12 protein-coding genes are annotated in these 15,436 nt (G+C 60.4%); 6 read left to right on the top strand and 6 right to left on the bottom strand.

All coding sequences use genetic code 11. The features are described from left to right. Nucleotides 1-42: 42 nt before the first annotated feature. The 5 genes from DF200_RS04975 to DF200_RS04995 all read right to left on the bottom strand — a co-directional run bounded on the left by DF200_RS04975 (nt 43) and on the right by DF200_RS04995 (nt 7,803). Nucleotides 43-522, bottom strand: coding sequence for a hypothetical protein (locus DF200_RS04975; protein ID WP_109137182.1), 480 nt, complete (start codon nt 520-522; stop codon nt 43-45). Further along, on the bottom strand, nt 512-1,768 hold the full coding sequence (locus tag DF200_RS04980) for an AAA family ATPase (RefSeq protein WP_109137183.1): 1,257 nt from the start codon (nt 1,766-1,768) through the stop codon (nt 512-514). Before DF200_RS04980 ends, DF200_RS04975 begins: the two co-directional genes overlap by 11 nt. A gap of 134 nt (nt 1,769-1,902) precedes the next feature. After that, nucleotides 1,903-3,099, bottom strand: coding sequence for a restriction endonuclease subunit S (locus tag DF200_RS04985; RefSeq protein WP_241520135.1), 1,197 nt, complete (start codon nt 3,097-3,099; stop codon nt 1,903-1,905). 1 nt (nt 3,100) lies between these two features. Further along, nucleotides 3,101-4,726, bottom strand: a complete 1,626-nt coding sequence (locus DF200_RS04990) for an HsdM family class I SAM-dependent methyltransferase (RefSeq protein ID WP_109137185.1) — start codon at nt 4,724-4,726, stop codon at nt 3,101-3,103. Next, nucleotides 4,723-7,803, bottom strand: coding sequence for a type I restriction endonuclease (locus tag DF200_RS04995; protein ID WP_158275780.1), 3,081 nt, complete (start codon nt 7,801-7,803; stop codon nt 4,723-4,725). Before DF200_RS04995 ends, DF200_RS04990 begins: the two co-directional genes overlap by 4 nt. Before the next feature lie 201 nt (nt 7,804-8,004). On the opposite strand from DF200_RS04995, the gene DF200_RS05000 reads away from it, so the two are divergent. After that, complete coding sequence (locus DF200_RS05000; RefSeq protein WP_109137234.1) at nt 8,005-10,548, top strand: excinuclease ABC subunit UvrA; 2,544 nt, start codon at nt 8,005-8,007, stop codon at nt 10,546-10,548. On the opposite strand, the gene DF200_RS05005 is transcribed toward DF200_RS05000, so the two are convergent. After that, the gene (locus tag DF200_RS05005; protein ID WP_206603413.1) at nt 10,536-11,600 is read right to left on the bottom strand and encodes a zinc-binding alcohol dehydrogenase family protein; all 1,065 of its coding nucleotides are present in this window, start codon (nt 11,598-11,600) and stop codon (nt 10,536-10,538) included. The genes DF200_RS05000 and DF200_RS05005 overlap by 13 nt on opposite strands. A 155-nt stretch (nt 11,601-11,755) precedes the next feature. On the opposite strand from DF200_RS05005, the gene DF200_RS05010 reads away from it, so the two are divergent. From DF200_RS05010 to DF200_RS05030, 5 genes are read left to right on the top strand one after another with little or no spacing between them, the layout of a single operon-like run. Further along, the gene (locus DF200_RS05010; RefSeq protein WP_109137188.1) at nt 11,756-12,523 is read left to right on the top strand and encodes an ABC transporter ATP-binding protein; all 768 of its coding nucleotides are present in this window, start codon (nt 11,756-11,758) and stop codon (nt 12,521-12,523) included. Beyond that, nucleotides 12,507-13,172, top strand: a complete 666-nt coding sequence (locus tag DF200_RS05015; RefSeq protein WP_206603414.1) for an ABC transporter permease — start codon at nt 12,507-12,509, stop codon at nt 13,170-13,172. Before DF200_RS05010 ends, DF200_RS05015 begins: the two co-directional genes overlap by 17 nt. Then, on the top strand, nt 13,169-13,843 hold the full coding sequence (locus DF200_RS05020) for an ABC transporter permease (RefSeq protein ID WP_109137190.1): 675 nt from the start codon (nt 13,169-13,171) through the stop codon (nt 13,841-13,843). Before DF200_RS05015 ends, DF200_RS05020 begins: the two co-directional genes overlap by 4 nt. Before the next feature lie 30 nt (nt 13,844-13,873). Beyond that, on the top strand, nt 13,874-14,788 hold the full coding sequence (locus DF200_RS05025) for an ABC transporter substrate-binding protein (protein ID WP_109137191.1): 915 nt from the start codon (nt 13,874-13,876) through the stop codon (nt 14,786-14,788). Between the two features lie 3 nt (nt 14,789-14,791). After that, complete coding sequence (locus tag DF200_RS05030) at nt 14,792-15,436, top strand: PadR family transcriptional regulator (protein ID WP_109137192.1); 645 nt, start codon at nt 14,792-14,794, stop codon at nt 15,434-15,436.

Here is a 15,436-nt window from a genome sequence, read left to right on the forward strand (position 1 = left end):
CCATACCCGCACACACAAAAGCCCCGGCCACGACGCCGAGGCTCAACACCCCACCACACAAACTGGCGAAGGCTCGTTTTTAATGCGTCCCATGCCCAGCGTCTTCTTGCAGAATTCGCTGGGTTTTGTCTTGTTCTTGGCACGTCTGTTGTATTTGCTGAGTTCATCTTCCTTGATGATGGCCAACATTTCGATTTCCGGTCTCGTATAGCAGTTGAACACTGGAACCGTTTCGCTGTATGGATATGAAAGGCGGAATTGCTCCTTACGTGAATCGAGGATGCGGACGATGGCCACAGGCTGCTCATAATCAAGGCCGAGAAATACGTCTTGGATGGTTTTTGCCGCCCGGCAGTTCGTTGTCGGCCTGTCGGTGATGGTGTCTCGAATGGTGGCGGATTCGTCTATGACGAGTCTGTCTGCCGCCAGCAGTGTCTCGATGATGATGCGCTCGCATGACCCTTCGCAGACGAAGAGCACGCGAGCGTTTTGCAATGTCATCCGGGATTGGTCATCGAGCATTGGACGCTCCCGTCACCGACTTGATGTATTGGCGCATGGCTGCCACGTCCTTGGCCTTGGGAGCGGTACCTTTGACGAGGTTGGAGAAGAAGATCTCGCTCTTCTTGGATTCCACGCGAGCCTTCTTGGGCGCCGCCTTTGCAAGGCCTTCGGAGTACTTGACAAGCTGTATGCGTCGGTTCTCGTCCCGGACTGCGAAATACACGCTGTCCTTGCGGTCGAGGTGGTCGAGCAGTTCCGGATAGTGTGTGGTGAACACCAGTATCGCGCCTCTGGGGTTGGTCACCGGAGAGGCGAACAGGTCCATGATGGTCTCCACCAGCTTCTTGTTCAGACTGTTCTCGATTTCGTCGACAAGGAAATATCCTCCCTCGCGAAGTACTCCGACGGTGGCGTTGACGATTCGGCTTCCTCGTATGGTGCCGGCGGACAGCATCTGCACTGCATCGAATTGTCCCATGATGCGTTCATGGTCGTCATCGACGAACTTGAGATGCACCTTACCGTCGTCATCCACTGACAGCTTCTCTATGCTCCGGTCGAAGGTATGTACGATGTCTGGGGGGACGGAGGGAGTGGAGAATGGCGTGCGGAAGGAATCGATGTAGTTCATCACCGGTGTCGTATCCTCCTGCTCGGCATATAGTCCGGACGTGATGGAGGCGTAGGCGGGAATGTACCGTTTGGCTTCCGCCGGAAGTTCATGGTCGCCGCCGATGCCGCGGGTCAGTATCTCCTCGCAATGCTTTTTGAATATATGGAAGTCGGCCAGTTCCTTCTTCTGCACGGGTTTGCCATTGTGTCGCCACAGACGTTCTTCGGTGAAATGAAGGGTTATGCCGGATTCGTATGGCGCACCATCTCCCTGACCGGGTTTGGCTCGTGCCGTACGGATGACGGATTCCAGCAAATACCAGTTGTCGTTGACGGCGAAGATGATGCGTGTGTTCATTGGGCCGTTCATCAGTGCGGTGAGCGGGCCGTAGACAAGATGATCGGCATCCATGGGATTGCCTCGCGCAATGTCCAGTACGAAATTCAATGCGCGTAGTGTGGTGGTCTTGCCGGACGCATTGAGTCCGGCGATTCCCAGAACGGTCTGGGAGCAGATGCCCGCGCCGATGCCGTTCAGTCGGTGGACGGTGACGGCTTGTGCGGCGACACGGTCTGCGGCATACAGGTCCATGGAGACGGACTGGTCATGATACAGGTCGAGTCCATCGATCGCGAACTTCAATATATGCATGGCCTGCCCCTTCCCTGTATGCTATAACCAAAAAAACTGGTTATAGCATACAGGGAAGATTGGACGGTTCCATCGTATCGACCACTCTCAGTCGGTTTTCGTCTGCCTGCCCCCGCCGGCGCAAGCAGACCGGATCACTGCTCGATGATAGCCTGGCCGTTCATCAGAAGGGGAAGCAGCCAGTCGCGTAGGGAGGTGAGTCTAGCGGATTCCTTCATTAATGCACTCTTTCGTTGATAAATAGGCCTCATAAAAACTTCATATTGTTTTAATATGGAAATTGGCGGCAAGGGACTATTAAATTTCTCGATTCCATTGAAGTCAAGCCCCATGATACTGGTTCCGCTAGCATAGCCCACAATGTATCTATGGAAGTAATCAGAGTCAAACAAAGCGGCTATCCAGTATTTCAGTGCTTCATTGACAATAATATGGGTTACGTGATGTGAAAAGACAATGTCTCCTTCAAAAATATCGGGTACTAAAAACGTATGCCCAATGATATCTTTTGAAAAGTCAATTGCAGTTTGCTGCGTATTGCACATCACTAAATCGTATGGATGTAGGACTTTAGATTCTTGATAATTGCCTTTGTATTGTTTAATGCCACTTTGAGAATAACCAGTAGGTGAAAATGAGGCCAAGTTAATCATTGGCACACCTTCACCTAAGTCCTTGGATGTGTATGAAATTCCGCGTTCCCAAGTCAGCAAATCGCCTAGTGGTTTGACTTCCCAGCCTTCGGGGATGTCACGGTTAAGAGTATCGTTGTGGACCATTGTGCCGCCGGAGGAACGGTAGGGGTTGCCGTTCTCATCGGGGAAATCGAACTGGGTGAACCAGTAGTCGTAAATGGTACGCGCCAACGATTCCAGTTCCGCAATGATCTTGCTGTCTGTCTCGATTTTCGAATCGATGGAGGAAAGTAACGCAACAATGGTCGTTTGCTGCTCAATGCTGGATTCATAAGGAACATGCAGCATATGCAGAACGTTGCGGTCGATACCCGGCACCGTGCTTTTGTCACTGCCGTCACCAAACATAAGTTCTTTCAATGCGTATTTGAGCAGATAATACACATACTGAGGATTGTTGCCTTTAAAATCACTCACGTATAACGTGGTATTCAATGGCCAGCATGGTCCATCATGATAATATACCTCACCAATGGTGCCATATCGGCCGGTGATGACATTAGGGCCTTCGCATTTCGACACATTATGTGAGCCGGAAATTCCAGATGAACTGATGACCGGAATCTCGCCGGCAGTTCGTTTGGCATGAGGGAGGTCATAGCCTCTATGCAATTGAAGCACATCTCCCAGCTTCACCTTACGCAAGACGCACCGCCTTCATGCGTTCCTCGATCTCCTGCTGCAAGCAGTCTCCTTCGGACCACAGGTCGCGCAGCTTGGCCATGCGTTCAGCGACTTCCGTCTGGAATTCGGCCGGCGTCAGGTCCACGTATTCGATCTTCACTTCGAAGTACTGGCCGGCGCTGAACGAATACCGTTTCTCCGCGATGGCCTTATAGTCGGCGAGCACGGAGAAATCATCCTGCTCTTCGGCGTTGTTGAACACGGTGACGATGCGTTCGATCTCCTCGCCTGAAAGCACCGTGCGCTGGTTCTTGCCGACCTTCTCCTTCGTGCCGAGCTTCGACGCGTCCACCAGCAACGCATGGTCATACCGCTTCGAGGAGTCCAAAAACAGTATCGAAACGTTCGTGCCGGTGTTGGCGAAGATGTTGCTCGGCATGGAGATCACGCCGCGCAACATGCCTTTTTCGATCATACGCGTGCGAATCGCCAGCTCGATCTTGCTTTTTGCCGTCAGAAACCCGGTCGGCACTACGATGGCAGCCTTGCCTCCCGGCTTCAACGAGTAGAGGATATGCTGGATGAACATCAGATAGATGGCCATCTTCTCCGGCTTCTTGGCAGGCACGTTCGGCACGCCCGCCCAGAACCGCTGCGCATACTTTTCTGAAGCCAATGTGTCGCGGGTGTCGGAAAAATCGCATTTGAACGGCGGATTGCTCACTATGTAGTCGAACCGTTTCAGACTCTTGCCGTCGGCCCCAAGATGTCTGGGGGAGACGAGCGTATCATCATGAACCACGTTCGCCAACGACCCGACCAGACCGTTCAGAATCAGATTCAACCGCATGAACTCATTGGCCTTCTGCGAACGGTCCTGCGTGTACGTGGTGCAGTCGCGCTCACCGATCTGATGCGCCAACGCCAATACCAGCGTGCCCGAACCGGCCGCCGGATCGTACACCGTCACGTTCCTGTCGCCAGCGGGTGCAAGGATCCGAGCCATGATGTTCGCGATGGCGTGGGGTGTGAAGTACTCGCCGTAACTGCCGGAATCCTTGTTGTAGTCCTTGATGAGATACTCGAACACCTGTGAGAAGAAGTCGTAGCCCTGCGAGAATGCGTCGGCGAAACTGAAATCCGAAAGCGCGTTGACGAGCGCCGCGCAGAAGCCGTTGCGTTTGTTCTCCTCCACGATGAACCGAGAGACGCCCTGGAACAGGGTGATGGCCTCGGTACCGGCCTTCACCGAATACACCTCGATGTTGTCCTGTGCGATGCCGAGCAGCGCCTCGTCGAATTGCCTGGCGAAGTCGTCGACGTTCTGCCGGTTGTGCAGCGAGGAGACCATCCATTCGGGACGGACGATGGCCGTGGTGCCAAGCTCAAGCTGCAGCATGTCCCTGGCTGTGTCGTCGAGGCCGCGATAGCGTTCCTCGATGGCCATTGTGCCCTCGCAGCCGTCGAACTCGGGCAGCTTCGTGAACTCGTAGAGCATCCGGTCGTTCAGATACTTGTACAGGAACGACTCGGTGATGATCTTGTATTCGCTGCTGTCGTTGGCCAGGCCGTAATTCGCGCACACGGTCTTCAGCTTGTCGATCATGGCGAGGGTGTCGTTGAGAATCACGGTGTTCATGCGAGGTTCCTCTTCCTTTCGTTGGAGTACTCATTGTAGATCCTGCCAGCCGTGGACCTGACCTGGCTGATGGAGCATGGCACGCCGGCGTCCCTGAACGCGCTCAGCACCTTCGGGCCGAGACTGCGTGTGAACGATGCCGGCTGGTCGAGGGATGCCGCGTTATGCTCCACCATGGAATCCACGGCCTTCTTGGCCGCGGACAGCACCTTGAACAGCGTGGTCCTGCTGTCGGTCACAGGGGGCTCGTCGCGCATCATCGCCTTGTGGATGCGCATGAACTTCGCATCGCCGTCGTACTTGCGTTCCAGCAGGTCGTTGCGCCGGTTCAGTTCGTCGGCCTGCCGTTTGAGCTCGTTGATCTCATCGACGAGGTCGGCCGTTTCCTCGGCGGTGATTTCCGTCACGTTGGCCCTGACGAGCCTCTTGCGCAGTTCTTCGAGCAGGTTCACATACTGCGGGTCATCCGGGTCTTCGTTGCCTTGGAACGAGCCGCCGGTTGCTCGGATGGCCTGTTTGAGTCGGTCCGCCATAATCAGTTCCTCGGTGCCCTCCTTCTCGAAGCTGAACGCCATGTTCTCCAGCAGAACGTTGAGGCCTCCGGTGGAGAGCCGGCCGAGCGCCAACGCTTTCTGCTGGTTTATGCGGCCGATGCGCAGGTTCACCTCATTGAGCAGCCTGCCGAACAGGGCGATGTCGAAATGGCCTTCCAATTCGTCATGGCCGTAGAGCGTGGCGAGGTTGCGCAGCTCCTTGTACCGGTTCAGCGCCTTGCGGATCGTATAGAGAACGTCCACATCCTCGATGTCGTCCATCTGCTTGGTGAATTCCCGCACGTCATCCGTGCTGTATTCCCACAGCGTGTCCTTGATGCCGTCCAAATCGGATTCGATGGCCTTCGGGTCGTCGAACAGGCTGCTGTACGCCGACATATCGTCGCCCAGCTCGTTGTTGAGTTCGGCCAGATAATCCTGATTCGTCTTGTCGAACTCCTTGGAGATATCCACGAAATCAACCACGAAGCCATGGTCCATGTTCCTGTATGGCCGGTTTACCCGGGTGAGCGCCTGCAACAGGTTATGTGCGTCGAGCTTGCGGCACAGATACATCTTCTTCAGACGGGGTGCGTCAAATCCGGTGATCAGCATGTTATATACCACGAGGATGTCGATGCCGCCGCGTTTGAACCTTCGCTGGATCTTCCGGCGGTCCTCCTTGCTGCCCTCGTCATACAGCACCAGTGCGGAAGAGACGTCCTGATCGTAACGTTGTAGTTCCATATAGATGTTGCGCGCCTGCTGCGAGGTGCGGGCCACGATCATCGCGCCGATGTTCTCGTTCTCCCGACCCAGGGCGATGCGCGAGGTTACGAGGTCGTTCACGATGTATTCGGTCAGCGGCTCCACGAAATGCGGATGCTCGAACACCGCGTTGAGGTCGGTGAGCTTGTCGACCTCCTGCAGCGTGTCCATGACCTCCTTCATCCTCACGCGGAACTGCGGTTTGATGTCCTCGCGCAGCAGACGCAGCGTATAGCCGTCGATGATGGACCGGTCATAGAAGTATGTGTGGATGTAGTCGCCGAACACCTGCTTCGTGTCCGCGCCGTCCTTCTGGCGGATCAGTGGCGTGCCGGTCAATGCGATACGTACGGCGTTGCGATCGGCGTTGACCAACGCGGCAAGGAAGCTCTTGCCCGGCTTGTATTCGCGATGCGCCTCGTCGATGAAGAACAGCCGCTGCTCGTTCAACCCGTATCCGGCCCGGATGGCGGAGGCATCGTCACGGAACTTCTGGATGTTCACCACGGCGATCTGGGCCGGGGACGAACCGGAGCCGGCTCCCTTCCTCGGCATCCATTCCGACGGATTGCGCAACAGGTCCACGAACCTGTCCCGCGAATCGGCACGAAGCACCTGCGCGCCGCGGGCCGAGAACTCGTCGCTCGCCTGATCGGCCAGATCGAGGCGGTCCACGATGAAGAACGTACGCAGAATACGGTTGCGACGCTGGTAGTAGTCGCGAAGATACCGGGTGAGCAGAAATGCCAACTCGGTCTTGCCGCTGCCCTGCGTATGCCATATCACGCCTTGCCTCACACCGTCGTCAAGCGTTCGACGCACCGCCTGCGAGGCGAAGAACTGCGGGTAGCGCATGATGTGCTTCTCGATAACATGCACGCCCTCGCCACTCGTGGAGCCGGTGGCATCTCCCTCGTCTTCGGTGTCCGCGTCTTTGACGTACTCCTTGTAGCACAGGCCGTAATGCAACAGGAACAGCAGACGCTCGCGGGAGAACAACGACGTGATGATGCTGTTCGCCGGGGTCGTCGGATCAAGCGAATCGCTCCACGCCGAAGTTCCGAACAAGGTGATGACGTTGTTGTCCTGAAGGATACGTTTCTCTTCATCGAGGTCACGCGGGGCGAGCCCGGCGACAAGGTCCTTCACGGACTGCGGCTCCTCTCGGAACCGGTTCATCCACAACGTCTCATAGGAGCTCGTGGCGTAGAACGAGCCCTGAATCGGATCACGATCGGCATCGTCATACGGTTGGTTGTTGCTGAACGCCATGATCTGCGTGATGTTCGCGAATCGTCGGAAGAACGGCTGCCTGAATCTGCTGAACATGCGATCGCGTTCGGCGAGAATGCCGTCACGATTGTTCGGCCGCTTGACCTCCATGAAACACAACGGCATGCCGTTAACGAGGAACACGATGTCGGGACGGAAGTTGTCATCGTCATGCGCATACGTCAGCTCGGTGACGACCGTGAGATCGTTGCGTTCGGGATTGTCGAAATCAACAAGACGATAGCCGTCCAAACCATACTGAAGATTCTCGAAGAACGCACGGCCCAGGTCATCGCCGCTCAACGTCGCCGCGATTTTGCGGATGAGGAACCGGGCGTGGTCGTCGTCGATGTCACAATCGGGATTGATGCGGCGGACGGCATCGGTGAACAGGCCGTAGAAGATGTTCGTATCGGGGTCGTAGTCCGTGTCCGGCTTGTCGTGTTTTATGGAACGATATCGCCAGCCGAGACGCGTGGCGTGGGCCAGCGCTGGAAACTTCACATAAGTGTCTTCCGGGCCATGCATGGCTTCCCCTTTTCCCACTATTGTCATCGTTGAACATATCGTTGTTAATCATAGGGGGAATTGCCGTTATTACCGAAATCCGGGGTTTACTCCACCAAATCGTCGGTTTTCGGGGTGTGTGGCGACGATTTGCGCGAGGAAACCGTCGCGATGCCCGCGGATGCCTACAATGGGCGCATGACTGAAGGCAGGAACGGGGGCGTGCGGCAGGTGGCGCAACAACGGCCGCCGCGGCCCCACGCCATCGAGGTGCGCGGCGCGCGCGTGCACAATCTCAAGAACATCAGCATCGACATCCCATTGGGCAGGATGGTCGGCGTCGCCGGCGTCTCCGGCTCGGGGAAATCCTCGCTGGCATTGGGCGTGCTGTACGCCGAAGGCTCGCGCCGGTATCTGGAGGCGCTCTCCACGTACACGAGACGCCGGCTCACCCAGGCGAACCGCGCGCAGGTGGATGAGGTGCTGCACGTGCCCGCCGCGCTCGCGCTGCATCAGCGTCCAGGCGTGCCCGGCGTGCGCTCCACGTTCGGCACGATGAGCGAACTGCTCAACAGCCTCCGTCTGCTCTTCTCCCGCGTCGGCTCCCACGTCTGCCCTCATTGCGGTGCCAGGAACGCGCCCAGCCTCAACGTCGCCGCGGAACTGCCCATCGTCTGCACCGGCTGCGGACGGGAATTCCACGGCCCCGGCGCCGAAAGCCTCGCGTTCAACTCGGCGGGGGCCTGCCCCACCTGCGCCGGCACGGGCATCATGCGCGAGGTCAACCGCGAGGCGCTGGTGCCCGACGAATCGAAATCCATAGACGACGGCGCCGTGCTGCCATGGGGGTCGCTCATGTGGGACCTCATGAAGCAGGTGTGCGGCGCGATGGGCGTGCGCACCAATGTGCCGTTCCGCGAGCTGACCGATCGGGAACGCGACATCGTGTTCAACGGGCCGGCCGTCAAGAAGCACATCCTGTACAAGCCGAAGAAGGGCGACGACTTCGCCGAACTCGACTTCACGTACTACAACGCCGTCTACACGGTGGAGAACGCGCTTGCCAAGGCCAAGGACGAGAAGGGGCTGAAGCGTGTGGCGCGGTTCCTCGTGGAGAAGCCGTGCTCGGACTGCGGCGGAACCAGGCTGTCGGCGGCGGCGAGGGAACCGATGGTCGACGGGATGAACCTTGCGCAGGCCACGGCGATGACCCTCGACGACGCCGTGTCATGGGTGCGTTCCGTGCCGCAGACCCTGCCCCCGGACATGCGACCGATGGCCACGAACATCGGCGAGTCGTTCCTCGATGTGGCCAGACGGCTGCTGGAACTCGGACTCGGCTACCTGTCGCTCGACCGTGCCGGCGCCACATTGTCGACCGGCGAGCGCCAGCGCGTGCAGCTTGCCCGTGCCGTGCGCAACCGTACGACCGGCGTGCTGTACGTGCTGGACGAGCCGTCGATCGGCCTGCATCCGGCGAATGTGGACGGTCTGCTCGGCGTGATGCGTGATCTGGTGGCCGATGGGAATTCCGTGGTCGTCGTCGACCATGACGTGCGCGTGCTCAAGGCCGCCGACCATCTGGTGGAGATGGGCCCGGTGGCCGGTGCAGACGGCGGCCACGTGATCGCGCAGGGCTCGGTCGTTGACGTCGAGCGGACGGCAGGCAGCCGCATCGCGCCGTTTCTTCGGGAGACCGCGCCGTCGCGCGTCCGTCCGGTCGTCGGGGGCGCCGACATGTTCGAGCATGGCCGAATCCACATGGCGACCGACGCGCTGCATACCGTCAAGCCGTTGGATGTGTCGATTCCCCGCGGCCGGCTCACCGTGGTGACGGGCGTCTCCGGTTCGGGCAAGACGACGATGGTGTTGGAGTCGCTGGTTCCGGCGTTGCGCGCTTCGGCCGCCGGGGAGGCGCTGCCGGGGCATGTGCGCCGCGTCGAGGCCGATGGCATCATGCGGGCGAACCTCATCGACGCCACGCCGATCGGCGCGAACGTGCGCTCGACCGTCGCCACCTACGCCGGTGTGCACGACGAGCTGCGTCGTGCGTTCGCCCGCGGCGAGGAGGCCAAGGCGGCCGGATTCAAGGCCGGGGATTTCTCCTACAACACCGGTCGGCTGCGGTGCCCCACCTGCGACGGCACGGGGTCGATCTCGCTTGACGTACAGTTCCTGCCCGATGTGACCATCGAATGCCCCGATTGCCATGGGAGCCGGTATGCGCAGGAGGCCGGGCGAATCCACCGTCGTCCGCGGCACGGCGACGGCCAGGCGTTGACGCTGCCTCAGTTCATGGCGATGAGCGTGGATGAGGCGTTGGACGCCACCGCCGACCTGCGTAAGGTCCATGCGCGGCTGGGGACGCTGCATGATCTGGGGCTCGGATATCTGACGCTCGGCGAGCCGACGCCGGCCCTGTCGGGCGGCGAGGCTCAGCGGCTCAAGCTCGCCAGCGAAATGGGCAAGGCGCAGTCCGACGCGGTGTTCGTGTTCGACGAGCCGACCATCGGATTGCATCCACTCGACGTGCGTGTGCTGCTCGGCGTGTTCGATCGTCTGGTCGGGGCCGGTGCCACGGTCGTCGTCATCGAACACGATCTGGACGTCATCGCCAATGCCGACCACATCATCGACATGGGGCCGGGCGGCGGCGAATCCGGCGGTCGCATCGTCGCCGCCGGCTCGCCCGCCGACATCGCCGCCTGCGACGACAGCGTCACCGGCCGTTACCTGCCGTGATTCGGTGCGTCTGCGGTCGTTGGCCGGCGCGTCTGCGGTCCATCGGCCGGGGCGTCCGCGGCGTCCGTTCGGCCGCCTGTGGTCATGACGACGATCTTCCCGTTGGCCTGGCCTGATTCCAGGAGTGTGTGAGCGTCGGCGATATGGTCGATGTCGAAGACCGTCGATACCGGCAACGGCATGTCCCCGGATTCCACGCCGTCGAGGAAGCGTTGCAGCACGTCGGCGGGCAGGTCGCTTGCTTCCCCCGAATAGGCGGTGAGTCGCACTCCGGTGGGTAGGAAGTCGATGGGGTAGAAGTCGTGGATCGTCCATTGGCCGGACAGCATGCCTGAGAAGCAGACGACGCCTCCGCGGCGCATGCAGCGAACCGTGTCATGCAGCGTGGGCGCGCCCACGAGTTCTATCGCACGGTCGATGTCGTGCAGATGCCCGGCAAGACGGCCATCGTCGATGGCCACGACATCGACTCCGATCCGTTTCAGCGTCTCGGTTTTCCCGGGGTCCCGCGTTGTCGCGATGACGGTCAGTCCCATGCGTTTGGCGAGCACCGCCGCCGCCATGCCCACCGATGACGTGCCGCCGCGGATCAGCAGGGTCTCTCCCGGCCGTACCCCGGCGCCGACGGTGAGGCTGCCGTATGCGGTCTGCAGCATCTCCGGTACGGCGCCCAGTCGTTCCCAAGGCAGGGTGGAGCGGAATGGGATGATCTGGTCGTTGGGTACGCATGTGTATTGTGCGTAGCCTCCGTCGAAGGTTCGTCCCATGCCGCCCATCATCGTCATGACCTGTTGGCCTTGGGGGAATGCTCCGGATGGGTCGAGGTCTACGATGCCGGTGGCCTCGATGCCGAGTATGCGCGGCAGCGTGACCGCATCGCCCGAGAGTCCCTGACGTGTGTAGAGTTCCGACCGGTTGATGCCGAATGCCATGACCTTGATGCGTGTCCATCCCGGTTTCGGCTCCGGGATGGCGACACGCCGGATGGCGAGCTCCCGAGCCGTGCAGGGCCGTTCCATCACCACGGCCGCCATAGTCTGTTTTTCCGCCATTGCAGGGTTCCTTTCCTGATTAACGCCCTAATGATATATCTCGTTTTTAAATATATCAATTTGAAATGTGTCGAAATGAAATGTATGGTGTTGGATGATCGACGTCGGCAATGACGTCGTGACGAATGGAACTCGAAGGAATCGGGAGTGGTCTGATGACGATTGTGTTCGACCATGTCTCCAAGACATACGACGACGGAACCATTGGCGTGGGGGATGTGTCGCTGACTGTGCGGGACGGGGAGGTCATGGTGCTTGTCGGCCCATCGGGCTCGGGCAAGACCACGCTCATGCGTATGGTGAACCGCATGGTGGAGCCGACCTCGGGCCGTGTGCTGATCGATGGCCGTGATGTGCGGGGCCGCGACCCCATCGCGCTGCGCCGTTCCATCGGCTATGTGATCCAAGGCGGCGGGCTGCTGCCTCACCGTACCGTGGTCGACAACATCGCCACGATACCCATGCTCAACGGCGTGGGGAGGAAGCGGGCGCGCGACCATGCCATGGGGCTGCTCGGCAAGGTGGGGCTGGACGCGTCGCTGGCCGGACGCTATCCGGCGCAGTTGTCCGGCGGCCAGCGTCAGCGGGTCGGCGTGGCCCGCGCCCTTGCCGCCGACGCGCGGATACTGCTGATGGACGAGCCGTTCTCCGCGGTCGATCCGGTGGTTCGCCGCGAACTGCAGAACGAGGTCAGGCGGGTGCAGCATGATTTCGGCGTCACCGTGGTGTTCGTTACCCACGACATCAACGAGGCGTTCTTCCTCGCCGACCGTATCGCGCTATTGGGCGATGGTGGCGTGCTGGAACAGGTCGACGTCCCGTCGCGGATTCTTGGAACGCCGGCCAATGAGCGTGTCCGCGCCTTTGTGGAGGCCGGGCGACCCCGTATGGATAAAGGGGTGCGATGTGGCCTGGCTGTATGACAATGCCCCGGTCATCGGGGGATACGCCGCCGCCCACGCCTGGTACAGCCTGGTGCCGTTGGTCGTCGGCGTCGTGTTCTCCGTCCCTGTCGGTTGGCTGGTCAGCCGCGCCGCGCATGGCCGGGGGATGGTCCTCGCCATCGTGGGCGCATTGTATGCGATCCCCTCGCTTCCGCTGCTTATGGTGCTGCCGTCGATTCTCGGCACACGCATCCTCGACCCCATCAATCTGGAGGTCGCGTTGGGCATGTATGCGGTGGCGTTGATGGTCCAATACTGCGTCGACGCCTTCGATTCGGTCGACAGCACGGTGCTGCAATCGGCCGACGCCATGGGATTCGGCGGATTCCGGCGTTTTTGGGATGTCGAGTTGCCTCAGGCCGCTCCGGTGATCCTCGCTGGGATGCGCGTGGTCTCGGTGAGCACCATCAGCCTCATCACGGTCGGTTCGCTCATCGGGGTCGAATCGCTGGGCATGCTGTTCGTCGAAGGCTATCAGCGATCATTCCCGTTTGAGATCCTCGTCGGCATCGTCGGCACCATGGGCATCGCCGCCGCGTTCGACGCGGCACTGGTCGTCATCGGCGGGATGCTCATGCCGTGGAATCGGGCGGTGGGGCACGGCATCGGGGAAAGGGGACGTCGATGAACGACGCGTATGGTCAGGTGGCCGGCTGGTTCGCCGACCCTGCGAACTGGTATGGTCCCGCGGGGCTGGTCGAGCGGACCGGCGTCTACCTGTGGCAGTGCTTCGCCACGCTGGCGCTCGCCGCGCTCGTGGCGGTTCCGCTGGGACTGTTCATCGGACACACGGGATATGGCAGGTCCGTCATGGTTCCCGTCACAGGCGCCCTGCGTTCCCTGCCGACGTTGGGGTTGCTGTCCGCATTGTCGCTGTTGCTGGGGCTTGGTCTGGCCGCGCCGATGGCGGCCCTCACCGTGTTGGCGGTCCCTCCGATACTCGCCGGGGTCTACGCCGGCATCGAATCCGTGGAGGGGGAGCTCGTCGATGCGTCGCGGGCCATCGGCTTCACCGAATGGGAGATCCTCGTCCAGGTGGAGTTGCCGCTCGCCGCGCCCCTAATCGTGGCGGGGTTCCGCTCCGCGACGGTGCAGGTCCTCGCCACGTGGACCGTCGCCGCCTACCTTCCGGTCGAGGGACTGGGACGGTATCTCATCGACGGCCTCGCCGTCCACGACTATGTACGGATGTTGGCCGGCTCCGTGGTCGTCATCGTGCTGGAACTGGCGGCCAACGGCCTGTTCGCGGTCCTCGGCCGCGTCGTCGCAGGACGGTTGCCGACTGCGAAAAACCAATGAATCAGAACACATCAAGGCAAAGGAATCATCATGGCATTGTCATCACGCATCATCTCCGTAGTGGCCGCGGCCACGGTCGCAGCCCTGACGCTGTCCGGCTGCGGGTCGTCCGATCCGTTCGGATCCTCGGCGTCGTCGGACGGTGGCGGCTCGTCCATCGTCGTCGGTTCGGCCAACTTCTCCGAAAGCGAGATCATCGCACGTATCTACGCCCGGGCGTTGAACGACGAGGGCATCAGAGCGTCGGTCAAAGCCAACATCGGATCTCGCGAGGTCTATATGAAAGCGCTGGAGGACGGTTCCATCGACATGGTCCCCGACTATTCCGGCAATCTGCTGCAGTATTACGATGCCGATTCCACCGCGGTTTCCGAGAACGACGTCTACAAGGCGTTGGGCAAGGCCCTGCCGGACGGCGTCGGCGTGCTCGACAAGGCGGCCGCCCAGGACGCCGACTCGTTCTATGTGACCAAAAAGACCAGCGAGGACAAGGGTGTGAGATCGCTTGCCGATCTGGGCAGGCTCGGCTCGCATGTGAAGATCGCCGCGCCGCCGGAATTCGCCGGACGCGCATACGGTCCGGACGGTCTGAAGAAGCACTACGGCGTCGACGTCACGCTCGTCCCCGTCAACGACGGTGGCGGCGCCGCCACCGTGAAGGCGCTGACGGATGGTTCCGTGCAGTTCGTCAGACTCGATTCCACGTCGCCGCTGATCGCCGCGAACGATCTGGTCCGTCTGGACGATCCCGAACAGCTGATTCTGGCGCAGAACGTCGTACCCGTGATCGCCTCGGACAGGGTGAACGACAAGGCCCGTGCCGTGATCGACAGGGTGCAGTCCGCATTGACCACCGACGATCTGATGGAGATGAACGCCCGAAGCGCCAATGACAAGGAGAGCGCGCAGCGGGTCGCCGTGGACTGGCTGAAGAAGGCGCGGTAGCCCATGAACGTCGTCGAGATCATGACGTTGGGATTCCTGTCAGAAGGACCGTTGTGCGGATATCGTCTGCGTAAGAAGATGACGCAGCTGTATGGGTATGCCCGTGCGTTCAGCGACGGCACCCTGCATTCAGTCACCGGCCGGTTCGTCAAGGCGGGATATCTGAGGGAGAGCTTCGACGTCGTCAACGGTCGTTGTCTGCGCATCTTCCATCTGGAGCCTGCCGGCCGTGAGCGGCTTGTCGACGAGTTGCGGAACACGCATGGCTACATGCTCGCCGACATCACCAAATGGTCGATAGTCATGTCGTTCCTGTCGGTAGTGCCCGATGAGGATGACCGGCGTACCGTGCTGCAGCGTCGGCTGGATCTGGTGAACTCGGATATGCGCAACCTGTACGGCAACGGCGAGGGGCCCCTCGGGAACGATCGTCTGACCGACCGGTACCGTCGTGCCATCATGCGAATCCATGACGCCGAGATCGCATCCGAACGCGAATGGCTGATGGGGGAGCTGGGCCGCGGCGTCATCGGGCGTGCGAGGCCAGCATGTAATCCACCGGGGTGCCGTCATCGATCCAGTTCGGCAGCTCGTCCCCGAACAGTTGCCGCCGAATCAGATTGGCGGCTCCCTCCAGATTGTCGGTGA

It is taken from the genome of Bifidobacterium catulorum (assembly GCF_003129925.1).
GTDB classification, from domain to species: domain Bacteria; phylum Actinomycetota; class Actinomycetes; order Actinomycetales; family Bifidobacteriaceae; genus Galliscardovia; species Galliscardovia catulorum.